At 43.2% G+C, this 25,568-nt stretch carries 18 protein-coding genes and 1 riboswitch; of the genes, 7 read left to right on the plus strand and 11 right to left on the minus strand.

What is annotated here, in order from left to right; translation table 11 throughout:
- The first annotated feature begins 70 nt into the window (after positions 1-70).
- The 3 genes from LK416_10285 (at position 71) to LK416_10295 (ending at position 6,025) form a co-directional block, all read left to right on the plus strand.
- Entirely contained in the window at positions 71-1,372 is a 1,302-nt protein-coding gene (locus LK416_10285; GenBank protein ID UEA74043.1) for a UDP-N-acetylglucosamine 1-carboxyvinyltransferase, read from the plus strand.
- Between the two features lie 177 nt (positions 1,373-1,549).
- Positions 1,550-3,625, plus strand: a complete 2,076-nt coding sequence (locus tag LK416_10290; protein ID UEA74044.1) for a dockerin type I domain-containing protein — start codon at positions 1,550-1,552, stop codon at positions 3,623-3,625.
- A gap of 33 nt (positions 3,626-3,658) precedes the next feature.
- Complete coding sequence (locus LK416_10295) at positions 3,659-6,025, plus strand: cadherin-like beta sandwich domain-containing protein (GenBank protein UEA74045.1); 2,367 nt, start codon at positions 3,659-3,661, stop codon at positions 6,023-6,025.
- Positions 6,026-6,352: 327 nt separating this feature from the next.
- Here the strand turns inward: LK416_10295 and metK are convergent, their stop codons facing one another.
- The 4 genes from metK to LK416_10315 all read right to left on the minus strand — a co-directional run bounded on the left by metK (position 6,353) and on the right by LK416_10315 (position 10,419).
- Positions 6,353-7,540 carry a methionine adenosyltransferase gene (metK, locus tag LK416_10300; GenBank protein UEA74046.1) on the minus strand — a complete coding sequence of 396 codons (1,188 nt, stop codon included), beginning with the start codon at positions 7,538-7,540 and terminating at the stop codon, positions 6,353-6,355.
- 149 nt (positions 7,541-7,689) lie between these two features.
- A riboswitch (SAM riboswitch) is annotated at positions 7,690-7,820 on the minus strand.
- A gap of 197 nt (positions 7,821-8,017) precedes the next feature.
- On the minus strand, positions 8,018-8,764 hold the full coding sequence (locus tag LK416_10305) for a conjugal transfer protein TraX (GenBank protein UEA74047.1): 747 nt from the start codon (positions 8,762-8,764) through the stop codon (positions 8,018-8,020).
- Positions 8,765-8,771: 7 nt separating this feature from the next.
- Positions 8,772-9,188: an HIT family protein gene (locus tag LK416_10310; protein ID UEA74048.1), complete on the minus strand. Its 417-nt coding sequence runs from the start codon at positions 9,186-9,188 to the stop codon at positions 8,772-8,774.
- A gap of 406 nt (positions 9,189-9,594) precedes the next feature.
- The gene (locus LK416_10315) at positions 9,595-10,419 is read right to left on the minus strand and encodes an amidohydrolase (GenBank protein ID UEA74049.1); all 825 of its coding nucleotides are present in this window, start codon (positions 10,417-10,419) and stop codon (positions 9,595-9,597) included.
- Between the two features lie 315 nt (positions 10,420-10,734).
- Here LK416_10315 and LK416_10320 point away from each other — a divergent pair, with 315 nt between their 5' ends.
- Positions 10,735-11,307 (plus strand): biotin transporter BioY, encoded by a 573-nt coding sequence (locus LK416_10320; protein ID UEA74050.1) that lies wholly within the window; start codon positions 10,735-10,737, stop codon positions 11,305-11,307.
- Between the two features lie 84 nt (positions 11,308-11,391).
- On the opposite strand, the gene LK416_10325 is transcribed toward LK416_10320, so the two are convergent.
- The 6 genes from LK416_10325 to LK416_10350 all read right to left on the minus strand — a co-directional run bounded on the left by LK416_10325 (position 11,392) and on the right by LK416_10350 (position 19,137).
- Positions 11,392-13,077, minus strand: coding sequence for a [FeFe] hydrogenase, group A (locus tag LK416_10325; protein UEA74051.1), 1,686 nt, complete (start codon positions 13,075-13,077; stop codon positions 11,392-11,394).
- 14 nt (positions 13,078-13,091) lie between these two features.
- Positions 13,092-15,020, minus strand: a complete 1,929-nt coding sequence (locus LK416_10330) for a 4Fe-4S binding protein (protein ID UEA75909.1) — start codon at positions 15,018-15,020, stop codon at positions 13,092-13,094.
- A gap of 49 nt (positions 15,021-15,069) precedes the next feature.
- Complete coding sequence (locus LK416_10335; GenBank protein UEA74052.1) at positions 15,070-15,552, minus strand: NAD(P)H-dependent oxidoreductase subunit E; 483 nt, start codon at positions 15,550-15,552, stop codon at positions 15,070-15,072.
- A gap of 332 nt (positions 15,553-15,884) precedes the next feature.
- Positions 15,885-17,438: a DUF3794 domain-containing protein gene (locus LK416_10340; GenBank protein UEA74053.1), complete on the minus strand. Its 1,554-nt coding sequence runs from the start codon at positions 17,436-17,438 to the stop codon at positions 15,885-15,887.
- 21 nt (positions 17,439-17,459) lie between these two features.
- Positions 17,460-17,891 carry a protease complex subunit PrcB family protein gene (locus LK416_10345; GenBank protein UEA74054.1) on the minus strand — a complete coding sequence of 144 codons (432 nt, stop codon included), beginning with the start codon at positions 17,889-17,891 and terminating at the stop codon, positions 17,460-17,462.
- A gap of 241 nt (positions 17,892-18,132) precedes the next feature.
- Positions 18,133-19,137 (minus strand): hypothetical protein, encoded by a 1,005-nt coding sequence (locus LK416_10350; GenBank protein ID UEA74055.1) that lies wholly within the window; start codon positions 19,135-19,137, stop codon positions 18,133-18,135.
- Positions 19,138-19,605: 468 nt separating this feature from the next.
- On the opposite strand from LK416_10350, the gene LK416_10355 reads away from it, so the two are divergent.
- Genes LK416_10355 through LK416_10365 form a run of 3 tightly spaced genes read left to right on the plus strand, consistent with a single transcriptional unit; the run spans position 19,606 to position 24,231 of the window.
- A complete protein-coding gene (locus LK416_10355) occupies positions 19,606-21,981 on the plus strand; it encodes an endonuclease MutS2 (protein ID UEA74056.1) in 2,376 nt (791 codons plus the stop codon).
- Between the two features lie 25 nt (positions 21,982-22,006).
- Entirely contained in the window at positions 22,007-22,723 is a 717-nt protein-coding gene (locus LK416_10360) for a response regulator transcription factor (GenBank protein ID UEA74057.1), read from the plus strand.
- Positions 22,724-22,725: 2 nt separating this feature from the next.
- The gene (locus tag LK416_10365) at positions 22,726-24,231 is read left to right on the plus strand and encodes a HAMP domain-containing histidine kinase (GenBank protein ID UEA74058.1); all 1,506 of its coding nucleotides are present in this window, start codon (positions 22,726-22,728) and stop codon (positions 24,229-24,231) included.
- Between the two features lie 259 nt (positions 24,232-24,490).
- Here the strand turns inward: LK416_10365 and LK416_10370 are convergent, their stop codons facing one another.
- Complete coding sequence (locus LK416_10370) at positions 24,491-25,567, minus strand: WYL domain-containing protein (protein UEA74059.1); 1,077 nt, start codon at positions 25,565-25,567, stop codon at positions 24,491-24,493.
- Position 25,568: the final 1 nt, after the last annotated feature.

Below are 25,568 nucleotides of genomic sequence, written 5' to 3' on the forward strand. Positions count from 1 at the left end.
CGAAAAAACTCACCGGCACGATAACCAGACTTTTTAAATATGCTGATTAATATTTAGAGGTGCAATTAGTATGGAACAATATGTGATCAAAGGCGGTCAGCCTCTTGAAGGAGAGGTAACAATTGCAGGTGCAAAAAATGCGGCACTCGGTATTCTTGCTGCTGCTGTTATGACCGACCAGAAAGTTATAATAGAAAATGTACCAAATGTCCGAGATACACGGGTTCTCCTGCAGGCGATCGAAGGTATCGGCGCAAAAGTCCGTTACATAGATGAGCACACAGTTTCTATCTGCGGAGCCTCCATTAATCCGAACAGCGATCTATGTGTAGATGACGAATTTATTCGTAAGATCCGTGCTTCTTATTATCTGTTAGGAGCACTGCTTGGAAAATATAAGCGCTCTCAGGTAGCATTACCCGGCGGCTGCGATATCGGAGCCAGACCGATCAATCTTCATATAAAAGGATTTGAAGCACTTGGTGCACAGGTTGATATTACAAATGGAACTATCTCCACTTATGCCGAAGAACTGATTGGAAGCCATATTTATATGGATGTTGCATCCGTTGGTGCAACGATCAATATTATGATGGCTGCAGTTCTCGCTGAAGGTAAAACCACCATTGAAAACGCAGCAAAAGAACCACATATTGTCGATGTTGCCAACTTCTTAAACAGTATGGGCGCAAATATCAAAGGTGCAGGAACTGATGTCATCCGTATCCGTGGTGTTAAAGAACTTCATGGTACTACTTATTCCATCATTCCGGATCAGATTGAAGCCGGTACATTTATGGTAGCTGCTGCTGCAACAAAAGGAAATGTTCTGATCAAGAATGTCATTCCAAAGCATCTGGAAGCTATCACCTCCAAGTTGAACGAGATTGGTGCTCACGTTATTGAATATGATGATTCTGTAAGAGTCATGTCAGATAAACGTTTGAAGTCTACTAATATCAAGACACTTCCATATCCCGGATTTCCGACTGATATGCAACCACAGATGGCTGTTACACTGGCTCTTTCAAACGGAACAAGCATCGTAACCGAAAGTATATTTGAAAATCGTTTCAAATATGTTGCGGAACTTACAAGAATGGGCGCTCATATCCGTGTGGAAGGCAACACCGCAATTATCGATGGTGTCGAATCCTTCACCGGAGCGAATGTTGCCGCTCCTGATCTCCGAGCCGGCGCTGCCCTTGTGATTGCCGCATTGGTAGCCGATGATTTTTCAGTTGTATCCGATATCAAGTATATCCAGCGCGGATATGAGAAATTCGACGAAAAACTTCAGTGTCTTGGCGCAAAGATTGAAAAAGTAGATACCGAAAAGGACATTCAAAAGTTCAAGTTAAAAATCGGATAATCCGATTACTGATATACCCAAAAATGGATTTTGCTTATATGCAGAATCCATTTTTTTTTACGATTTTTCATAGTTTTTTGAGAAAAAAGGGTTTTGTTTTTTTCAGATTATGGTAAACTGTTTTTCAAGAGCGTTTTCGCGTTCTTTTTATGTTTTGAACCCTGAAGGAGAATACACATGACAAACAAAAAGTCTTATACCGGATCGGGATACACCTGTATGTTTCTGCTTACAGCACTTATTTTCAGTCTCCTGATCTGCTTATTTATAAACAACGGCATGGCCGATGCTGCCGGAAAGGAAGGATATATCTCCGAGGGACGTACAAATGTCTACTTCAGAGAATCCCCCGGCGGAAATCCTGTTCAGGAAAACGGAAGTAACATTATGTTAAATGGGGGGCAGGCATTAAACGTCGTTGACACCTCTAACGGTTCCTGGTATAAGGTTACTCTGGTATATAACGGAACAACTTATACCGGATATGTATCTTCATCATTTATCACCCTCGGGAAAAAAGAAGATTCATCGGATACCGAAGCTACAACAGCAAGTGCCGGCGGTTCCGATTCCGACTTTGAAGCATATCTGACCAAACAGGGCTTCCCGGAAAGCTATAAACCACAGCTTCGTGATCTGCATGCCCTCCATCCAAACTGGACATTCAAAGCTATACAGACCGGATTAGACTGGAACACGGTTATCGACAATGAAATCAACAAAGCAGGCCAGATTAAAAATCTGGTTCAGGGAACCAGCGGAGCCCCTCATTATAACTGGCGTTCTACCACAGTCGGATATAACATCAAGACGGACAAATGGTCCTCTTACGATGGCTCGAACTGGTTTGCTGCTTCAAATGATTTTGTCACTTATTATCTGGATCCACGAACTTACTTATACGAGCGCTTTGTATTTGCATTTGAAAATCTTTCATATGAAGATACCCAGACCAAATCCGGCGTAGAATCGATTCTTTCCGGTACATTTATGTACAAGTCCAAACCATCCGGATACAGTTATACATATTCCGAGTTAATCATCAAAGCTGGGCAGGCAGTCGGTGTCAGCCCATATCATATTGCGTCCCGTATCAAACAAGAGGTAGGTTCATCCCTGAGCTCGGTTACTAACGGAAAACACGCTACATATCCGGGTATCTATAACTTCTATAATATCGGTGGCTATGACAGTGCCAGCGGTAATGCTGTAACAAATGCTCTGCGCTGGGCAGCGACCAGCGGTTCCTACGGAAGACCATGGAACAATGTCTACAAGTCCATTTATGGTGGCGCACAGTATATCGGCAACAACTACATTTTGAAAAAACAGAATACTTTGTATACACAAAAATTTAACGTTACAAATACATCCAACCTGTTCTCTCATCAATATATGTCAAATGTACAGGCTGTATCATCAGAAGCATCGAAAGTATTTAATGCCTACGCAGGCTCCGGTACCTTAAATGATGCGATCACTTTCAGCATTCCGGTCTATACCGATATGCCGGACACAAACACGGGGAAACCGGCAGACAGCGGCAATCCGAATAATTATCTGAAGTCTCTTACGATCGATAATTATTCACTGACACCGACTTTTGCCATCAACTCAACAAAGAAATATTCCCTGATCGTATCTGAGAACACAACCTCGGTTAAGATCTCCGCCACCCCGGTAAACAGCCATGCTTCTGTATCCGGAACCGGAAAGATCTCCCTGTCAAAGGGAACAAATACAGCTAAAGTTACAGTTACAGCACAAAGTGGTGCAAAACGAACTTATACCATAACTATAGTCCGCGGTAAGTCAACCGGAAACGGAGGATCTGATCCTGAATTTGACGGAGACTACATCATCTCCGACGAAACAATCAGCGGAGTAGCTCCATCAACTACTGTCTCCTCTTTCCTGTCAACTCTAGGATGCACAAACGGAACGATAAGCATTACAAATGCTTCCGGTAAGAAAAAGACATCCGGTAAGATCGGAACAGGTGACATTGTAAAGATCACAGTATCCGGTAATACAAGCACTTATAATGTTATTATCTTTGGTGATGTAACAGGTGATGGTGTGATCAATGCACTGGATCTGTTAAAGATTCAGAAACATATCATCGGCGCCTCCTCATTAAAGGGTGCATTCCTGCAGGCAGCCAATATCAAACGAAGCGGCGGTCTCTCTGCACTGGATCTGTTAAAGGTTCAGAAATTCCTGATGGGTGCTGCCAAGATTTCACAAAAATAAGCCTTTTACAAGGTTATGATAGGAGATATTACTATGAATAAGCTAAAAAAATGTACAGCGATGATTCTGGTTCTGATCATGGCTCTCAGCTGTTTTGTGTATGGAAATGCGATAAAAGCGCAGGCCGCTTCTACCCAGTTCTCCATTTCCCTTTCATCTTCAAGTGTATCAAAGGGAGGTTCGGTAACAGTAACCGTATCAGTAAGCTGCTCCGAAGCACTGGGTGCATACAGCTATTGCTTGTCCTATGATTCTTCCGTTCTGGAATACACTTCCGGTGACGGATATGGCGGAGGCGGTACAATTTCCTGTGCCGGATACGGTGACGGAAATATCAAATCTGCTTCTAACAGCTTTACATTTTCTGCTATCGCAAGTGGCTCTTCCTATGTAGGTACAGGAAGCTCAGACGTATATACCTGGGGTGAGGAAAGCTGCTCTGTCTCAAATGCCGGTGCTACGATCACTGTAACAGCAGCAGGTAGCGGCAACAACGGTGGAGATTCCACCACTCAGGCTGCAACTACACAAGAACAGGGTTCCACCGAAGCCGGAAGTACCGAAAGCGGAGAATCTACAGAAAGCACCGAAGAAACTTCCGAGGAGACAACCGAAGAAATGTCCGATAATTGTTTCCTTTCATCCCTTCAAATCACACCGGGCGAATTAAAGCCGGAATTTTCAAAGGATGTATATTCATATGAGACAACTGTTCCGGGTGAAACAACAAGTCTTGCCATCAATGCTTTACCGGAAGATTCCAAATCATCTGTATCTATTGACGGAAACGAGAACTTCGAACCGGGCAAGCAGGCACATGTTACGATAAAAATTACCGCCGAGACAGGCGACACCCACATTTATGATCTTACGGTAAATGTTGAGGAAATCGTTGATACACGGGCTGTTATCAATGTAAACGGAACCGATTATTATTTCTCTCAGGATTATAGCAAGATCAGTGTCCCTGAAGGGTTTGCCCAGTCAAAAGAAAAATTTGATGGCACCGATGTAATCTTATATACTTCTCCTAATGGTCAGATCAAATGTGCATATCTGACGGATAAAGATGGAAAAAACGGGGCATGGTACATCATTGATCTGAATGCAAAAACAGCAGTTCCGTTGATCAATGTGCAGTCGGCATATAAGAATTTTATTATTCTGGAACCATCTGACAACGTAAGCAAGCCGGAAGGTTACAGCTCATTCTCTTATGATTTTGGTGGAAACACCGTTACTGCTTACCATGTAACAGAAAATGATGAAGTTATCTTGGTATATGCTATGAGTCCGGATTCTGACCCAAGCTGGTACAGATACGATACCGTTGAGAAAACATTTGTCCGATATAATGCAGATCCTGTAACGGAAAAGCAGGAAGAAGCTGCATCAGACGGTTCATTCTTCGACCAGCATAAGGATAAGGTTCTGACAATCTGCATCATTGTCGTTGTAGTTATGTTCTTCCTTATCATCATCCTTGCATGCATGCTTGTACGTGTGATCCGAAAGGGTCTGCCTGAAGACGATGAGCCGGATGATCCGAACGATCCTGATAAAATGACCGATGAAGATATTGATACTGGCGCTATAGACGACGCCGGCGATAATGTCGAATCTAATGCCAACGAAGATATTCATGCAAATGCTATTGATAACGCCGGTGATAGTGTTGAGGCAAATGCCACAGATGATGCCGGCGATAGTGTTGAGTCAGATGCCACAGATGATACCGACGATAATATTGAGGCAGATACCACAGATGATGCCGATGATGCAAATGTTGATTCTGAGACATCAGAAACCAGTAGTGTTACCGACGTTGCAGACAACTCAGAAATTATGGATGACTCTGCTAAAGCAGACACTATAGACGATACTGCGGATTCAGACAGCTCCGAAGATTCCGAACAGCTTGTCTTAAACGAGTCTTCTGACAAGGATTCTATTGAGGCATCTTCGATCCCTGAGATTAAGGCCAAAACAGAACCTGCTGAAGCAGATACGACCGATTTACAGGCTACAACAGAGGAAGCGGTTGCTACAGATACCACTGAGGCAGAACAGCCTAAACCGGATGCAAATGCTTCTGTAAAAGAAACAGCCGCTGCTACTCACGATGGAATGACGGAATTAAAAGCAGAACCTGCTACCAAGGCAGAAAACATTACATCTACCAGATTAAGTGCTGATGCAAAGAAGGAACAGGAATTAACACCGGCAGAAGAGATCGTGAAGAAAGCTGCTCAGTATTCATCTATGAATACCGCAGACCTGTCAGAGGTATTCAACATGGCCGAAGCGATCATCAACCATGAAGATCCTAAGAAGAATGCCGGTTCCTTACAGTTCAAGCCGATCAAGCAGAACGCACCGGAGGATAAAAAGGAAAAATAAGATTTTAATAATAGCAAAATAAGACCTGACCAGAATTGTTTGTTATTCTTTATTAAGGTTTCTAATCACGTTTGCCTACCTTTGTTTCACTCAATTTTATATGCACATGTCTCTGCCGCGATAAAAACTTTTGCGGCGACGACATGGCACAAAATTGAATGAAACTCAGTCGGCTACACTATGGATTATGAAACCTTAATCAGAAATAACAAACTCTGTCAGGTCTTATTTTTATTTTTACAATAGCGCCAATATTAAACAAGCAAACGTGATTATAAACCTTATTCAAGAGCTGCAAACTTCCGACAGGCTTTTTATCTATACCTTTTATAAATATGCCTTTAGCATATCAACTTTGTCGAGCTTCTCCCACGGAAGGTCGAGGTCAGTTCTTCCAAAGTGTCCGTATGCTGCTGTCTGCTTGTAGATTGGTCTTCTGAGGTCAAGCATCTTGATGATACCGGCCGGGCGAAGATCGAAATGCTCACGAATGATCTCAACCAGCTTCTCATCGGATACCTTTCCTGTTCCAAATGTATCTACCATGATAGATGTAGGTCTGGCAACACCGATCGCATAAGACAACTGGATCTCACATTTATCTGCAAGTCCTGCTGCTACAATGTTCTTTGCTACATATCTTGCTGCATATGCTGCTGAACGGTCAACCTTTGTGCAATCCTTTCCTGAGAAAGCACCGCCGCCGTGACGGGCATATCCGCCATAAGTATCTACGATGATCTTACGTCCTGTAAGTCCACTGTCACCATTCGGTCCGCCGATAACGAATCTTCCGGTCGGATTAATAAAGAACTTAGTATCTTCGTCTACCATATCAGCAGGAAGAACCGGATCAAATACATACTTCTTGATATCTTCGTGAATCTGTTCCTGTGATACTTCCTCGCCATGCTGAGTTGAAAGAACTACTGCATCGAGCCTCTTTGCTTTTCCATTCTCATCGTACTCTACTGTTACCTGAGTCTTACCATCCGGTCTAAGATATGAAAGTGTTCCGTTCTTTCTTACTTCTGTCAGCTTTCTTGCAAGCTTATGTGCAAGTGCAATCGGATATGGCATATATTCCGTGGTCTCATTTGTTGCAAATCCGAACATCATACCCTGATCTCCTGCACCGATCGCTTCGATATCATCATCGCTCATCAGATGCTCTTTTGCTTCTAACGCCTTATCAACACCCATTGCGATATCTGCTGACTGTTCGTCAATTGCTGTGATAACACCGCAGGTATCGCAGTCAAATCCATATTTTGCTCTGTCGTATCCAATCTCACGGATCGTCTCACGAACGATCTTCTGAATATCTACATATGCTTTTGTTGTAATCTCACCCATTACAAGTACAAGACCTGTTGTAATAGATGTCTCGCAAGCCACACGGCTCATTGGATCCTGTTCCATCAACGCATCCAATACCGCATCTGAAATCTGGTCACAGATTTTATCCGGATGACCTTCTGTTACTGATTCTGATGTGAATAATAATTTTTCCATCATTTCCTCCTTGTATAAATACTGTCTATAGCTATAGCCATGCGTATTCGTTCACATGGCTTTCTGATTTTTCTTTTTTCAGGCAGGACGTCTCTACCTGATTTTAGGCAAAAGAAAAATCCGCTCTGAGCGGATTGATAAAATCAAACCTCTCATTGTTCGACGTCTGCATATTACAGACTCGCTCAGGAAGGCACCTTCCATACAGGTATTTCTTTCACCTGTTCCGGGGTTGCCATGGCTTCACAGTCCCTTATGACTCCACCATTCTGAATAAGAGCATTTATAAATATTTACTTGTATTCGAACTGCAATGCAGTTCAGAAACAGCTATACTCTAACTGATAAATCTTCATAAGTCAATAGGAAATTTATATTTTGCGACAAAAAATCAATAATTTTACATAGATCACAGCACTGTTTTTTAATTTTTAGCATTTTCTGGATAAAATAATATTTCATCTTAAAAAAGTTATACTATAAAATCACTCTGCCAAGCAGATATAAAATGAGCAAATGTGCCGGATAGAACACATAGAATGCATATTTAAGAACTTTATTCTTCCGACCATACTCTCCGTTATACAGACTGATCGGCAGGATCGCCAAAACAGCATAGAGCTGTCTTATTCCGTAAAATAGAAAATACAACACCGCCGATACGATCGCAAATCCCATATTCTGACGCAGTTTCCTGCTAAATGGATAATGTCCCGTCACAAGACCAGCATTTCTGAATGCATGTTCCGCTGTGCCATCTTGGGTCGAATAATACATTAATACGATCAGAAGGATACCGGCAATTCCATAATCAAAATGCAGCGCTTCTGCAACTACCATAATGACAACAATTCCGATGACTGCTCCCATCTGATTCCATTTTGCTACCTTTCCGAGATAAAGCACGATCAGCCCTGCTGCAAGCGTAAAGAAAATATTCTGCTTCTGCAGATCAAATACCTGTCCGGTCGATGCCAGATCAAATGGAACTTCCGAAATCAGCGCAAACAAAAAAAGCCGGATAAAATATTTTCTGATATCCGACGTATGTCTGTATCCTTCTACCAGCAGGAATGCAAATATAGGAAATGCGAGCCGTCCTACAGCCCGCATTATCCAGTTATTATTCATTAGAACAAATCCTACATGATCGCACAACATAAAAATACATGCCAGAAGCTTTAACTGATTTGAAGTTATCCCTGTCTCTGCCCTTTTATCCATGTTTTCCTTAAATTCTCTTACGAAGTGCCTTTGACAACTGATCCAGTTCCTCATTGTCTGACTGACCCGGAACCCATGTAACTGTAACCGTATCCTTAATGAATCGCGGTACAAGATGCATGTGAAAATGGAATACTGTCTGTCCTGCAGCAGCGCCATTGTTCTGAATAATGTTCAGTCCGTCAGGATTTAATTCCGCTTTCTGAGCCTTGGCAACCTCTGTCGCAATCGTAAAGATCTTTGAAGCAGTATCCGCGTCCATGCTATATATATCATCATAATGTTCTTTTGGTATAATTAAAGCATGACCTTTATTTGCAGGATTTACATCAAGTATTACTCTACATATGCTGTCTTCATAAACTGTTGCTGATGGTATCTCACCATTTGCAATCTTGCAAAAAATGCAATCGTCCTTACCCATAAAAGTTTCCTCCTTAATTGCTTTTTCCATTTTACTCCATTATGTGAGATTTTACAAGCTTTATGTGGTTTGGGTTCCACCAAGCCTATATAATTCATCTAATTTATCCGAATATTCTGTATTCATGATTCTGCGACACGCCTCTGCTAATTCATCCGGTGTCTCCCATACAAAAGGTTCCATGTCTCTTTACCCCGTAAATTATTTATATAGATAATATTTTATCTTTTTATTCTACATTTTTGTTGTAATAGACAATATATTATCCATATTTATTATATGATATCATCTTATTATTTTTAATTTATATTTATTCAAAAATAAAATATGCTTACAGCCTGTCGAATAAAAATGAAGCATATCATGTATTTTTCATGCCGATCCGACTGACTGTAAGCACATTTCATCAATAAAGCGTCTTATAAAATGTATTCTTTCTGTCATTTGCCTGTGGAAATTCTGTTCTTGCCAGTCTGACTCCCCCGGAATCAATATCTGCAACACGCAGCTTCTCACTAACCCGAACCGATATATCCCGTCCAAGCCAGTCATATACATGAGAGCCCGGAATATAGTGAAGCCCGTCTCCATCTCCGACCCGGTTGACAGCGATCACATATGCCTGATTCTCGATCGCCCTTGCTTTTAAAAGTGTTTCCCATTGTTCCGCCCTTGTTTCCGGCCAGTTTGCGATTACCATGACAGCCTCATACCGGTCTCGCATTGCAGAGAAAATCTCCGGGAAACGAAGATCATAGCAGATATATCCGCCTATCCGGATATCCTTTACCTGTGCCTGTACAAGCTTTTCTCCTGCCCGATATGCCTTATCCTCACCGCTATATGAAAATGGATGAACCTTAGCATAATCAAGCAATACATTTTCTCCATCCACAAGCACCAACCGGTTCTCGTAAGCCTTTTCTTTCATTTCATCATACACCCGGCTGCCATAGGCCATAACTGTATGAATATATCCAAATGCCATAGGCATCTTATATTTTTTGCTGTTCTCCATAAAAAATGAAACACTGTCAGGGATATTATCCGCATCCCCGCTTTCCCCATGTAACCATGGGCGCATCGTAAATCCTGTCAGTGTCATCTCCGGAAATACCAGAAGCTCTACTCCATTTGCACAGGCTTCTTCCATAACTTCAAGACAGCGTTCCTTTGCTTCTTCCCTATTCTCAAATCCAATATCCAGTTCCGTAACACCAACTCTAAGCATAGCCGCTGCCTCCTACCTGTTTTTCTTTATTATATTCTTATATAGTATATTTATATCTGCTTTTTTTCAACCCTTAAGCCTCCCGTTTCAATTGTCAACCTTAATGTTTGTTTTATGGTTGACAATTAAGAATATACCATCTATAATGTTATCCAGTGGGTGCCATTTAATAGTTGACATTCAATTTGTTATCTGGAAGCGGATAGCTTAGCCCTGCTATCCGCTTCATATTTTTGTCAATCCCCCTTAACCTCATCCAATCGAGGAATGGCACCCATTGTATGTATATTATTTATCAACAAGGAGAACACACAGATGAAAAACAAATTCACAACCGTGGAGATTACAATGATGGCTGTATTTGCAGCAATCTTATGCGTATCTGCATATTTAAGCATCCCAACTCCACTCCCAAATGCAGCTCACATTACATTATTGAACTTTATGATCATGCTCATTGCACTGGTATTTGAAGTCCGCGACTCAACGATCATCGTTGCCTTATGGATGATCCTCGGTGCAGTCGGTGTTCCGGTATTTATCGGCGGCGGCTCCGGTATCGGTTATCTGACAGGAGTATTTGGTGGATATACATTCTCATTTATTATCGTTACTATCTTTGCAGGTCTGACAAAGGGTAAGAAATATAATCGTATCCGTTATACGATCGTTGCTATTTTAACAGCAGCACTTATCGACATCATCGGTATGTTATGGTGGAAATTCAACGGAAACTTAACCTGGAAAGTTGCTTTCCTTTCAGGCTTTGTTGCATTTATTCCACTTGATCTTGTAAAAGCTATCATTGCTGCACAGATTGTTCCATTATTCAAAAAACTTATGCCGGAAGCAAATGCAAATACAGGAGCAAAAGAAGTAACCGAATAATTCTTCAATAATTACTATACGCAAATAAGCAGGAAACTTTTAAAGTTCCTGCTTATTTGCGTTTTTGTATTAATTAATATAACTCTACAGATTCCGGTGCAGCAGACGATGTTCTTTTCCCGCAAGGAAATGATCGTACAACTGACGGATTGCCGGGTTTTCCTCGGAGAAACGGACATTGGAGCTTGCGTCTGCATTGTACATACCTTCCATACGGCTCCGTCTGGTTCTTGGGCCTGCGCCGGATGGCTGACCGCCACCCATGATACATCCACGTCTGCACGCCATAACTTCAACGAAATCATAGCTTGCTTCGCCGGATCGGATACGGTCAAGCAACCGTCCTGCATTTGCAAGACCATGTACAACTGCGATCTTCACTTCTCTGCCATCTAAATCGATCGTTGCTTCCTTCGTTCCTTCAAATCCCCGGACACCTGTATAACTGATCTCACGGATCGTGTTATAGGATTTGTCCTCCGCAAGACGACGGAGCACCGCTTCCGTTACACCACCTGTCGTTCCGAAGATCTTGCCTGCACCGGAAGCCACGGAAAATGGTGCATCTGCGGATTCATTTTCCAGTTCGGTAAACTGCAGTCCCATCTGCTTGATCATCCGCACAACCTCTGTCGTTGTGATGACATAATCGGTATCCTGTCTGCCATCCGTGAAATTATCCGGTCGGAGGATCTCTCCCTTCTTTGCTGTACAAGGCATGATCGATACAACCATCGTTCTCTTACCATCTTCTTTATCTTTCTCTGCAAAATAATCCTTGATCACTGCCGAGAACATCCCCTGTGGAGAACGGCAGGTTGACAGATTATCTGCAAATTCCGGATATTTTTCTTCACAATATTTGACCCAGCCCGGACAACAGGATGTAAATAATGGCAGCTTCTCATCCGACGCAAGACGCGCCGCAAATTCTTTGGATTCCTCCATAACCGTAAGATCGGCGCCAAAGCTTGTGTCAAATACCATGTCAAAGCCCATGATACGAAGTGCTGATACCAGCTTGCCAAAACAGTTCTCGCCCTTTGGTATGCCGAAGTTATCTCCAACTGCCACGCGGACTGCCGGTGCGATCTGTGCGACCACCCGGATGGACGGATCTTCGATCGCATCCCAGATATCGGTTACATTGGTACGGATCGAGATCGCTGCGGTCGGGCAGACAACTGCACATTGTCCGCATCCTACACAGTCTGTCTCTGCAAGCGGCTTGTCAAATGCCGGCTGCACCTTCATTTTCGAACCACGGAATGCAAAATCGATAACACCAAGTCCCTGAATCTCATCGCAGGTACGCACACAGTCACCGCACAGGATACATTTATTTGGATCCCGGACGATAGACGGCGAACTCATATCGATCTTTTCTTCTTTTTTATTATTCAGGAAACGAACCGCATGCACACCAACCTTATAGGCAAGTGACTGGAGCGCACACATGCCATTCTTCTGGCAGGTCGTACAGTCTCTGCAATGAGAGGATAACAACAGCTCGATAATAAGCTTTCTGTACTGCTGCACTTTCTTTGTATTCGTATAGATCACCATGCCCGCTCTCGGTGTCTCGGAGCATGCCGCAAATATTTTTCCTCTGTCATCTTCTACCACGCACATACGACATGCGCCATAGATGGATAATTCTGAATGATAACAGAATGTCGGGATATCGATCCCCGCCTTTCGGATCAGAGACAGAACATTCTTCTCGCCCTCGATCGGCACTTTGATTGAATTGATCGTAATATAATCCATGTTCGTCTCCCTCCTTAATTCTCTGTATATACTGCATGGAACGCACAATTATCGATACATGCACCACACTTGATGCATTTGGCTGTATCAATGACAAATGGTTTCCGGATCTCACCTGTGATCGCACCGACCGGACAGTTTCTCGCACATTTGGAACAGCCCTTACATGCTTCCGGATCGATCTTATAGCGAACCAGTGCTTTACAGTTTCCGGTTCTGCATCGTTTGTCAACCACATGCTCGATGTATTCCTGACGGAAATTCTTCAGCGTACTGAGTACCGGCAGGGCTGCGCTCTTACCAAGTCCACAAAGGGCCGTGTCGGTGATCGCCTGGCCCAGTTCCTCTAACAGATCCAGATCCTCTAACGTACCATTTCCGGCAACGATCCGCTCTAGGATCTCAAGCATCCGCTTGGTTCCTTCACGGCATGGAACGCATTTGCCGCAGCTCTCGTTCTGTGTAAAGTTCATAAAGAAACGGGCTACCTCAACCAGACAGGTATTCTCATCCATAACAACCAGACCACCTGAACCGATCATCGCGCCTTTGCTCTTTAATGAATCAAAATCCAGACTGACCTCCAGATCATCCGTCACCAGACAGCCACCGGATGGTCCACCGATCTGAACTGCCTTTAATGGGATGTCATCCTTTAAACCACCGCCGATATCATACACGATCTCACGCAGCTTTGTTCCCATCGGTACCTCGATCAGTCCCGTATTCTTTACACTTCCGGTCAATGCAAATGCCTTGGTTCCCGGACTTTTCTCCGGTCCGATCGACTTGTACCAGTCTGCACCATTTAAAATGATCATGGACACATTTGCATAGGTTTCTACATTATTCAGAACCGTCGGCTTGGCAAATAAGCCCTGCTCTACGGTTCTTGGCGGCTTGGTTCTCGGCATTCCGCGCTGTCCCTCGATCGATGCCGTAAGCGCACTTCCCTCTCCGCAGACAAATGCCCCCGCGCCACGATTGATATGTATATGGAAAGAAAAATCGGAACCTAAGATATCCTCACCAAGGAAGCCCGCTTCCTCTGCCTGTGCTATCGCTGTCTTCAAACGGCTGACTGCCAGCGGATATTCTGCTCTTACATAGACATATCCCTCCTGCGCACCAACCGCATATGCAGCAATGATCATACCCTCTAACATCTTATGCGGATCGCCTTCCATCACGCTTCGATCCATGAACGCACCCGGATCTCCCTCATCACCATTGCAGACAACATATCGGATCTTCTCCGCCTGTCTGGCAACCTGCTGCCATTTGTATCCGGTCGGGAAACCACCGCCTCCACGTCCACGCAGATTGGAGTCACTGATGACCTGAATAACCTCCGAAGGCTCCATGGTAAATAACACCTTACGAAGTGCCTGATATCCACCGACCGCAAGATATTCATTGATATTTTCTGCATCGATATGTCCGCAGTTTTTCAGTACCAGTCTGGTCTGTTTCTTATAAAATGGAATTTCTTCCTGCTGTCTGTAGACAATACCATCCTTGTGATACATCAGACGCTCTACCGGTCTTCCGTGCAGGATCGTCTCGTTGAAGATCTCCTCGCAGTCTTCTTCCTTTACTTTTATGTAGATATAATTATATGGCTCGATTCGCACAAGCGGCCCCATCTCGCAGAAACCATGACAGCCGCTTTTCTTCACGCCGACATGACAGGATTCTTTTATAACTGTCTGTCCCGCTGCAGAATTCTCTGTTTTACTAATGTCTGTTTCAAATTCTTCTGCTATATCCGGCTTTTCCTGTTTCTCCGTCCCTGTATACTCTGCCTCCGGGACAAATTCTACCTTCACGCCCTCCGACTGCTTCGCCATCTCGCAGAACCGGTCGTATATTTTCTGAGAGCCACCCGCCAGACATCCGGTTCCTGCACAGACAAGGATCCTGTGCGAATCTGCATGCAACATCTCTTCTGCCTGTTTTACTGCTGCGTCAAGCTCCGATACATTTGTTATTCTATTCATCCGCACCCTCCTTCAATTCTGCTATCAATGCAGTTACCTTCTCCGGTGTCATAGCCGGATGAACAACATCGTTTACCGTCATGACCGGTGCGAGTCCGCATGCGCCAAGACATGATACTGTCTCTAATGTGAACATCATATCATCTGTTGTGTGTTTCTCTTTTGACAATCCAAGTTCTTTATACAATTGATTTAAGATATCCATGGATTTTCTGACATGGCATGCGGTTCCATCGCACACCTTAAGAATGAACTTTCCTTTTGCATCAAATGAAAAGTTCTCATAGAATGTTGCTACGCTATAAGCTTTTGCCTCTGTAATATTCAGTTTGTCCGCCACATATCGTAATAATTCCGGCGGAAGATACTTATATTCGCTCTGAATATCCTGAATGATCGGGATCAGAAATCTTGGCTCTGTCCCATATGCAGCAATAATCTTATCAGCCTCATCGTAGTAAGATTGTTCCAGCATGTATTACCCTCCGTGCTTTGCCCCATTGTTGGGAATTTTTATCAATACCTCATATATAGATGATAACATTTTTCAATAGGATTTGCACGAAGATTTTGGATTGAAAAATAAACCCCCGCCTGTCTCCGGCACGATGGTGGATAGTGTTTCAACTCATTGCACTTTCTATTCGGTTCGCACGCTTATTTGTCAGCAGTCGCCCAAACTCGCCTTATCAGGCTCAAACATGGGCTTGATGCTGACAGCTAGTGCAAACCTCATAACGAAAGTTCCACTGATGTTGAAAACACTATCCACCATCGTGCCGGAGACAGGCGGGGATTTTTATATTGCTAACATTTTACGATCAATAGTTTTTCACCCGGTGTTACCTCGTCGCTTTCCAGATGGTTGATGGTTCGGATGGAATCCAGGCTGGAGAAATATTCTTTGGCAATGGACCAGATACTGTCGCCTTCTTTTACAACATATCCAACCATACCCGGCATAGCTGCCTTCTTATTCCAATCGATCGGTAGGATATTCATATCGGTAATGACGTCCACAGAACCCGGTGCAAATACCGTAACATTCATATTGATCACCGCCTTGATCTCCACCTCATCGGAATTCAACATCTGGGCTGTAATCTGGTCAACGGATGGATTGATACGGATTGAATCCTGATTGACAAATGGTACGGATTCCACTTGATAATTGAATGGTATCGCCGTTTCAATCTGCTGTAACGGCTTGCTATCCTCCGCTGATACATAGAGTATTTCAGCTTTTACCGCACCTGATATATCAATGCTGTCCTCTCCTGCTTTTACCTCATCGATCTCAACTGTTCCGGTTGCATATACGATCTGCAGTATCTTCGGGAAGCTGCTCTTGATCCGCTCTTTATGTACGACCTTTGTCTTGGCATTATTTTTTATCTGAAGATTCTCAAATGGAAACTGTTCACAGATCGTTTCTACATTTGCCGACGGAGAGAACATATCCCCGATGATAGAAAGCTCCATATCTTCATAAATCTTCATATCTGTATGGAGATTATATTCAACCTGAAGCACGCGGTCCTCTCCGTCATTGTCGGCACGCACACCGACTTCTCCTTTTCCCATCGTGATGCGGTCATCCAGGATCATGCCTTCATTTGCTTCTTCGCAAGGGATCAGACCTTCAAATTCCCGGCTCTCATTCAGATACTGCATCGGTACGCCGGGCTCCTCCGCCAGATAGATTACAAACAGGTCCATCTGTCCTTTAATATTTATTCCCCCATCTACAACCTTTGTCTCGATGCCATAGAAGGACACCCGGCTCCAAAGCACCCGACCGATGTTTGGTTTATTGGCAGCGATCTCGAAATCTTCTTTTACCTTCAATATATCTTTTACAGATGCCACATTATTTGTAAATGGAATCTGCTCATTCCTGCATTCGATTCCCGATCCGTTTAACAGTCCGGTTGCCCCGGACAGCTCTACGGAATCCATAGCCCACAGTTTCATGCCAACCAGCCCGCGAACTTCAAATTTTCTTGAATTGATCATGGTTATGTACAGATCTTCCAGCACGCAGCTGACATCGACCTTATCACCGGCAAGTATGCCATCCATATTGATGGATTCCTCAAATGGAACATCACCCTCATAGGTTTCAAACCGAACATCTTCACCAACTGTCTGATACAGGACTTTAAATACAACTGTTCCTGATATCCGCACCTTATTCTCCAATGTCTCTACATCATCTAAAAGGACATTTCCTGTACTTGCAATGATCCGTTCCATATCGTCTTTTGCATCCGGTACATTAAAATCATCATTGATAGTAAACTGCGAATACTTAGAAGTCTTTAAAATCGTTGTACTGAGTTTATTTTTTACAAGTTCCATATGATACCCCCATACTATTTTCTAATTTTTAAATACAACCGGTGTCGTTGTCCGTGCGATCCGAAGAACTATATATGGATACGATACCGTATCCTTACTTACTGCATCTGATGGTGTCGCCGTCTGCCTAAGAACCGATTCGATGTAAATAGCATTTTCATCCATATACATCTTATCTACAACCACGCCAACATCATCCCGATTCTGCCTGCCGCTGCAAATCACAATATATGTGTAAGTGTTGTTTGAATATGTCAGATTAAACGGTTCTTCTTTTTTACTGTTAATGACGCTCAACAACTCCTCCGGCAGCATGGTGTCGTCACAGATATCGTAAGTCAGCGCTTCACCATCTTCTTTCACCTTATAAAAACTGCATCCAGCAAACAAACTCAGCCCAACTACCACAGTCAACACCCCTGCCAGAATACGCAGCCATCTTTGTCCTCTCATCTCACCGCTCCCTTCACAATGTCATTTTTCGGCTCTATCTTTACCCTTGTCAATCTCTATACCATTATTTATATGTCCTGCTTTGCAAGTCTATGCATGGAAATTTTGCCGGAGCTTTTAGCCTGTCTTTTCTCATTTTTTCTTATTAATTTATATTTCAACTAAAAAAGTCCGGATACAGCATTTCTGCCATATCCGGACTTCCACTAAAATATACATGTTATCTGTTCTGCTTATGTTCTTATCCTATAATTGCCTTGATTTCAGTTTCACTCATTTCGGTTACATCCATGATCTGCTCTAAGGAATAGCCTTTCTTATGCATTTTCAGAATAATATCAGCTCTTTCTTCTGATCTTCCTTCCAACTTTCCTTCTAATCTTCCTTCAGATCTTCCAATGACTTTGCCAGCGGCTTCGCCCTTGGCATATCCCATTTCTTCTACGCCTTCACTCAGATTACACATGATTTTCACCTCATCTCTTATACCGCGTCTGTCTACCGGTATGTCATACTCCTGTTTCATAAGCTTCAATTTTTGTTCTGCTGTCATTGTCTGCGACAATAGTGCTCCTAACAATCGATGCAGTTCATATCTTTCTTCCTTTGGTGGAATCTCCTTTGCCAGACCAATCATCACGATATTTGAAATATCCAGATTGCCCTTCCAGTCCTGATCACCAAGCAGATCATCTTTTACCATATGGATATGACTCAGACTGTTCTCTTTCATATTCATACAGATCCAGATAGAATACACCTGTTTGATCTCGTTATAATCGGAACCGGTAAATTCCCGCTCTTTCTGGGATGACACCAGTCTTGCCGTATAGAAGATTGCCCGATTTAAGATAAAATACTTTGTCGGTTCATTCTTCTGGGCTTCCAAATTAATGATCATTTTCGCCAGTCCATCCCGCATCCGTACATAGAAGATAATATCAAAATATATCTTTCCCTCATCAATTTCGGAACTTTCTGTATTCAGTCCGACAATCCGTTCACCGGTTCTGGCATCCACCGTTTCTTTGTTCGTTAATCCCGGTTCAACCGGAATCTGGCTGATATACGGTTCACCTTCAATCAATGATGCAACCGTATCTGCATCCATACCTTTAAATTCTTCTACTACCCTGATCAGTATATGCGCCAATATGATCTTCTGTCCAAGCAAGCGCTTGGCACTGGCATCATACTGTGCTTTCTGATCAGTTGCCTTGGAGGAATATACAATTTCGTTATCCATGTCCCATCTCCTTTCCCGATAGAACAGAATAACATGCATATTTTAGCTTTGTATATTGCCTCCGTCTCTCCAAGTTTGATTGTAACGGATATCAGAAAGGAAAACAAGTTTAACCATAAAAAAACTCTGCCTGCTATAGATTCATATGTTTCTATGTAAAAAAAAGAGTCGTCAATATGCCAGAGGAAATTAATAAAAGAATTTTCCTATAAATAAATGTCTGAGAATTTGGGCAACTGCTGGTTCATAAATGTGCGAACCGAATAGAAATATTGCGAGTCTTACTGTTTGTATGTGGCCTGAATAAGATGGTATAGCAAATAACAGAAAATCTCCATCAAGTAGTAAGATGAAGTCAGGAAAACAACATATAGGTTCCCGCCATCAACCCACACTGGACAGCCACAGGCAAACTGTTTATAATGGATTGTGTATGCGTATTTGTGCATTTAAGATGGAGAAAATGATATGAATTTAAGGACTTTAAGACTTTTAGAATATAATAAAATAGTAGAAATGCTGACCTCCTACGCGGCATCCCCGATGGCAAAACGAAAATGCGAACGCCTGAAGCCCCGCAGGGATCTGACACTGATCCAGACCCTACAGCAGGAAACAAGAGATGCTCTGATCCGGCTGAATACACAGGGCAACCTATCATTTGCCGGACTCCGTGATATCGGCGCTTCGATCAAGCGGCTGGAGGTTCAGGGAGCACTCGGCATCAAGGAACTGTTAGATATCGGAAGTGTCCTTGATATGGCACTATCCGCCAGACAATATGGCAGCGGCGATGATAACGAGGAAAAAGCACATGACAGCCTCTACTCCCGCTTCATGGAGCTTGTTCCGCTGGAACATTTAAGTCAGGAGATCCACCGCTGTATCCTGTCAGAATCCGAGATCGCAGACGATGCATCGTCCGGTCTGAAGGCAGTCAGACGGAACAAAAAACTGACAAATGAAAAGTTACATAACCAGTTGAACAAACTTGTAACCGACCAGAGCAAGCAGACGATGTTTCAGGATAACCTGATCACGATGCGTAACGGAAGATACTGTATCCCGGTAAAACAGGAATATAAGAACAGCTTTCCGGGTATGATCCACGACCAGTCTTCCAGTGGAAATACTGTATTTATCGAACCTCTTGCGGTAGTTAATCTGAATAACCAGTTAAAAGAGCTGGATAATCAGGAGCTGGCAGAGATCGAAAAGATTCTTGAGAACCTGTCGGCACGGGCAGCATCTGAATACGAAAATATAAAATTTGATTTCGAGACATTGACCGATCTGGACTTTATATTTGCCAGAGCGAATTTTGCAAGATCCTATAAGGGAACCGAGCCGATCTTCAATACGGACGGCATTGTGGATATCAAGCAGGGCCGCCACCCACTTTTAGACAAACATACCGTTGTTCCGGTCGACATCAGACTGGGTGAGGACTACAACCTGCTGATCATTACCGGTCCGAATACCGGTGGTAAGACCGTATCCTTAAAAACACTGGGTCTGTTTACTCTGATGGGACAGTCCGGACTTCATATTCCGGCACTGGATGGTTCCAGACTGAATGTATTTGATGATGTATTTGCCGATATCGGAGATGAACAGAGCATCGAGCAGAGTCTCTCGACCTTCTCCTCCCACATGAGTAATGTCGTATATATCATGAACCATGTGACACCGAATACGCTGTGCCTTTTCGATGAGCTTGGCGGTGGAACCGATCCGGTCGAGGGTGCTGCACTTGCAATCGCGATCTTAAGCAGCTTAAACGATCAGGACATCCGCTGCATGGCGACCACACACTACAGCGAACTGAAGTTATTTGCCATGTCGACTCCGGGCGTTCAGAATGCAAGCTGCGAATTCGATGTAGCAACACTGATGCCAACCTACCGGCTCATTATCGGTATTCCCGGCAAATCAAATGCATTTGCAATATCGAAGAAATTAGGTTTGTCCGACGATATTATTGAACGGGCAAAGACAAATATCGACAGCAACAAAGTTGATTTTGAAACACTGCTGTCCGATCTGGAAAACAGCCGAAAAGAGATTGAACGCGACAAAGCGGAGATCGCACGGTTCAAGGAAGAAGCCAGACAGCTTCAGGAACGCGCAAAGGCAAAGGATGATGAACTCTCTGCCAAGAAAGCTCAGATCCTAGCGGATGCAAGAGAAGAAGCGGCTGATATTCTGGAAGAAGCAAAGGAAATGGCGGATTCAGCCATTAAGAAATATAACAAATGGACAACAAATCCTCATAAGGCAGATGCGAGCACGATGGAGAATGAGCGAAAAAAGCTCCGTACCAAGATGGACGATTACCGGAAGATGACACCGGAAAAACGCAAATCCATGACCTCCCATCATACGGCAAAGGATTTCAAGGCCGGAGACACCGTGCATGTTATCAGCATGGATACAACAGGAACGGTTACTGCTCCTGCTGATTCAAAGGGAAATATCAAAGTTCAGATGGGCATCTTAAGCTCTCTGCTTCCTGCTTCTGATCTTGTGATCATCGAGACACCAAAGCAGAACAACGCTCAGGTATCGATCAACAATAAACGTGGAATGGGCAAGGCTTTAAATATTCAGCCGGAGATTAATGTACTCGGCATGACTGTAGCTGAAGCTACCTCATTAGTCGACCGTTATCTTGATGATGCCATGATGGCTCACCTGCACAAGGTAAGGATCATCCATGGAAAAGGCACCGGAGCACTCCGGAAAGGAATCCATGACTATCTGCGCAAGCAGTCATACGTCAAATCCTTCCGTCTGGGTGAATACGGTGAGGGTGAAGCCGGCGTTACGATCGTAGAATTATAAAACACACAACAACAAGGAGAACTATATGGACAAAGAAAAAATATTGATCGTTGACGATGACGAAAACATCGCCGAACTGATCTCCCTTTATCTGAATAAAGAATGTTATGAAACACAGATTGCCGCAGACGGAACTTCTGCCCTGGAAGCATTTGTCGAATTTGCGCCAAATCTCATCCTCTTAGATGTCATGCTTCCGGGCATGGATGGATATCAGGTATGTACCGAAATCAGAAAGCAGTCAAATGTACCGATCATCATGTTATCTGCAAAAGGTGAAGTATTCGATAAGGTTCTCGGACTTAAGATCGGTGCTGACGATTACATCGTAAAACCTTTCGATTCTAACGAACTGGTTGCCCGTGTCGGTGCATTGCTCCGCCGCTGCAACTCACGGACAGATAACTCCCAGAACTATAATCCGACAAATGCCGATCATATCGGCACCTATGTCGAGTATGATAATCTGGTCGTTAATATTTCAAATTATACAGTTACATTAGAGGGCAAAAATCTGGAAATGCCGCCAAAAGAACTGGAACTGCTGTATTTTCTTGCAAGCCGTCCAAATCAGGTATTTACCAGAGAACAGCTTCTGGACAAATTATGGGGCTACGAATATGTCGGCGACACCAGAACCGTCGATGTGCACATCAAGCGTCTTCGTGAAAAACTGACAGACAAATATAACTGGTCTATTTTCACAGTATGGGGAATCGGTTACAAATTTGAGGTTAAATAACCATGAAAAAAACCATTTTTGATAAGATTGTTGTTGGCTTTGTCCTGCTGGTCATTGCTATCTTCAGTGTTCTTGCGTTGTACACTGTCCATATGACTCAGTCAAGGCTTCTTAACAATACAGAGAAAAATCTGAATACCGAGAGTAAACTGATCATCGACACAACGATTCATGATTACCTGAATAATACGATCGATCAGTATACTTTCTTTGATCGATTGGATGATCATGCCGATACGATGAATGCTGAAATCTGGTTTTCCACACCGGACAATAATATTATTTATTGCTCAAATAAAGACAGTGTGGCTGCAAAGGATCTGATCATAACCGATTTTTATGAGCGTACGGAATTATTTACCAAAACGATCAAAACCGGAACCTTGAACGGATGCTTTAACACTAAAACGCTGAGTATCAGTACTCCGGTTTATCAGGATAATACATACGCAGGTTTATTATCGATCCACTTATCCCTGCAGTTCATTAAAGATATTGCGCAGAAAACATTTGCATCCACTTACATGCCGTTTCTCGTCATCGTTGTATTATCTCTAATCGCCCTTATGCTGATCTCGAATAGCACCTTAAAACCGATTCGTGAAATTATCGCAACATCCAAACAATATGCTGCGGGTAATTTTAATGCTAGAATCGATGTCCATACGGATAATGAATTTGGCGAACTGGCACGATATATGGAGGAAATGGCAGACGAACTGAGCCGGTCAAATGAATACCGAAGATCATTTATCTCTAATATCTCCCACGACTTCCGTTCCCCTCTGACCTCCATCAAGGGATATATCGAAGCCATGATCGACGGAACGATTCCGCCGGATAAGCACGAGAAATATCTCCAGATCGTTCTGAGCGAAACTATGCGTCTTACCAAACTGACACAAGGGCTTCTGGAACTTAACAACTTTGATTCCTTTGACCTTCAGCTTGATAAATCGAATTTTGATATCAAGAGCATCATTCTTCCTACGATCAACACCTTTGAAGGCCGTTGTCAGGACAAAGGCATTTATCTGCACGCGATCTTCCATACCGACAATACCATTGTCTATGCCGATCGAACAAGAATCCAGCAGGTTATCTATAATCTGGTTGATAATGCGATCAAATTCACCCCGGAGGGTCGCCAGATCACGGTTCAGGTCACGGAAAAATCTGATAAAGTCTATGTCAGTGTCAAGGATGAGGGTGTGGGAATTCCACCGGAATCGATCAAGAAAGTTTTCGACCGTTTCTATAAGACGGATCCGAGCCGCGGAAAGGATAAGACCGGAACCGGTCTCGGACTTGCTATCACAAAAGAGATCATCAAAGCGCACGGCGAGAACATTACCCTCACCAGTAAGGTTGGCGAGGGAAGTGAATTCATCTTCTCTCTCCCTATGCAGAAGGAAATGCAGGTTCCGATCAAAGCCGTGCATGTGAAGAAGGAAGAAGCCGATACACAATATATCTCCAATGGAAAGTTCCGTATTAAGAAGGACTAACCAAAGCCCCACCCGTTCTTGCCACTATGCTGGGTAGGAATTGAAACATCAGTGAAACTTTCGTTATGAGGTTTGCACTAGCTGTCAGCATCAAGCCCTTGTTTGAGCCTTATAAGGCGAGTTTGGGCGACTGCTGACAAATCAGCGTGCGAACCGAATAGAAAGTGTAGCGAGTTTCAACTCCTACCCAGCATAGTGGCAAGAGCGGGTGGGGCTTTATTTTATGTCTTACTCATAATGTCTCCATTAATAGGAGGCATTATTTATATCTCTCTGCCATCTCATTTACAGCATTGCGGATGCGTTCACGGAGATCTGCAGGCTCTATGACTTCCACGCTGGTTCCGTACTGCATCGCCCAGTGGAACATGGCATTCTGGCTGCAGGTCACACGGATAAATGCCTTATTGGCATCTGCCTCAGGATTAAAGTTATCTGGATAATTGTTCTGAACAAATTTTGGTGACAACACTTCAAAGTTCTTATCAAACCAGTCTACAATATCACCCATATTCCCTTTCTGAACCTTTAATACAATCGTAGCTGCGGAATCACTGAACATGTAGAGATGTTCCGCCATATGCTGTGGCAGATTCAGTCCATGCTCCATCCCTTTTACCAGACTTTTATCCTTGACCTTTTCATCCAGTATCTCAATCTCCGTCATACGGTCGATCCGGTAATTCGACAGATTGTCATATTTATCATAATTGCAGATCAGATAATATTTGCCCTCATTTGCAACCATCTGATATGGATTTACAATATACTTCGTATCCTTTCTTGGATGAAGATGTTTATCGATACCATAGGTGTTATAGAGAAATGCAACCTTCTTGCCCTCACTGATCGCATCATCGATCATCTCAACATTTAACATGGTCTGACGGTTATCGGTATGTGATAACCCCGGCAGATTGCACACATGCTGTACCTTCGCACTGAAATACACATTCGAAAGCCCCTTGATCTTCTCGATCAGCTCCTGTGCCTGATTTCTCGGTATCGTCTTTGAAAATAAGATACTGTCGATCAGCATTCGAAGTTCTGCATCATCAAATTCGTGATTGTAATACCAGTCCTTTGTCAGGATCTCGGTCTCTCCGTTTTTATTTTCACGTTCAATCTCCGTACATTCCAGATTATAACCAAAATCCACCAGATTCATCAGATTGCTCTTGACAGATTTCCGGTCAACCTTCATTCCATATTCGGTTTCCAGTTTCTTTATGATATCCTTCTGATCCATTGTATGTTCGGAATCCGTGTATTTCCGAAGAATCTCAAGGATACAGATATTCATCATTTTCTTTCCATCTACCATGTATGTACTCATA

The sequence above is a fragment of the Lachnospiraceae bacterium GAM79 genome, assembly GCA_020735665.1.
Classification (GTDB): Bacteria; Bacillota; Clostridia; order Lachnospirales; family Lachnospiraceae; genus Coprococcus.

Coding starts and splice junctions, on each gene's coding strand:
- LK416_10285 (UEA74043.1), top strand. CDS start 71: ATGGAACAATATGTGATCAAAGGCGGTCAGCCTCTTGAAGGAGAGGTA.
- LK416_10290 (UEA74044.1), top strand. CDS start 1,550: ATGACAAACAAAAAGTCTTATACCGGATCGGGATACACCTGTATGTTT.
- LK416_10295 (UEA74045.1), top strand. CDS start 3,659: ATGAATAAGCTAAAAAAATGTACAGCGATGATTCTGGTTCTGATCATG.
- metK (UEA74046.1), bottom strand. CDS start 7,540: ATGGAAAAATTATTATTCACATCAGAATCAGTAACAGAAGGTCATCCG.
- LK416_10305 (UEA74047.1), bottom strand. CDS start 8,764: ATGGATAAAAGGGCAGAGACAGGGATAACTTCAAATCAGTTAAAGCTT.
- LK416_10310 (UEA74048.1), bottom strand. CDS start 9,188: ATGGGTAAGGACGATTGCATTTTTTGCAAGATTGCAAATGGTGAGATA.
- LK416_10315 (UEA74049.1), bottom strand. CDS start 10,419: ATGCTTAGAGTTGGTGTTACGGAACTGGATATTGGATTTGAGAATAGG.
- LK416_10320 (UEA74050.1), top strand. CDS start 10,735: ATGAAAAACAAATTCACAACCGTGGAGATTACAATGATGGCTGTATTT.
- LK416_10325 (UEA74051.1), bottom strand. CDS start 13,077: ATGGATTATATTACGATCAATTCAATCAAAGTGCCGATCGAGGGCGAG.
- LK416_10330 (UEA75909.1), bottom strand. CDS start 15,020: ATGTTGCATGCAGATTCGCACAGGATCCTTGTCTGTGCAGGAACCGGA.
- LK416_10335 (UEA74052.1), bottom strand. CDS start 15,552: ATGCTGGAACAATCTTACTACGATGAGGCTGATAAGATTATTGCTGCA.
- LK416_10340 (UEA74053.1), bottom strand. CDS start 17,438: ATGGAACTTGTAAAAAATAAACTCAGTACAACGATTTTAAAGACTTCT.
- LK416_10345 (UEA74054.1), bottom strand. CDS start 17,891: ATGAGAGGACAAAGATGGCTGCGTATTCTGGCAGGGGTGTTGACTGTG.
- LK416_10350 (UEA74055.1), bottom strand. CDS start 19,137: ATGGATAACGAAATTGTATATTCCTCCAAGGCAACTGATCAGAAAGCA.
- LK416_10355 (UEA74056.1), top strand. CDS start 19,606: ATGAATTTAAGGACTTTAAGACTTTTAGAATATAATAAAATAGTAGAA.
- LK416_10360 (UEA74057.1), top strand. CDS start 22,007: ATGGACAAAGAAAAAATATTGATCGTTGACGATGACGAAAACATCGCC.
- LK416_10365 (UEA74058.1), top strand. CDS start 22,726: ATGAAAAAAACCATTTTTGATAAGATTGTTGTTGGCTTTGTCCTGCTG.
- LK416_10370 (UEA74059.1), bottom strand. CDS start 25,567: ATGAGTACATACATGGTAGATGGAAAGAAAATGATGAATATCTGTATC.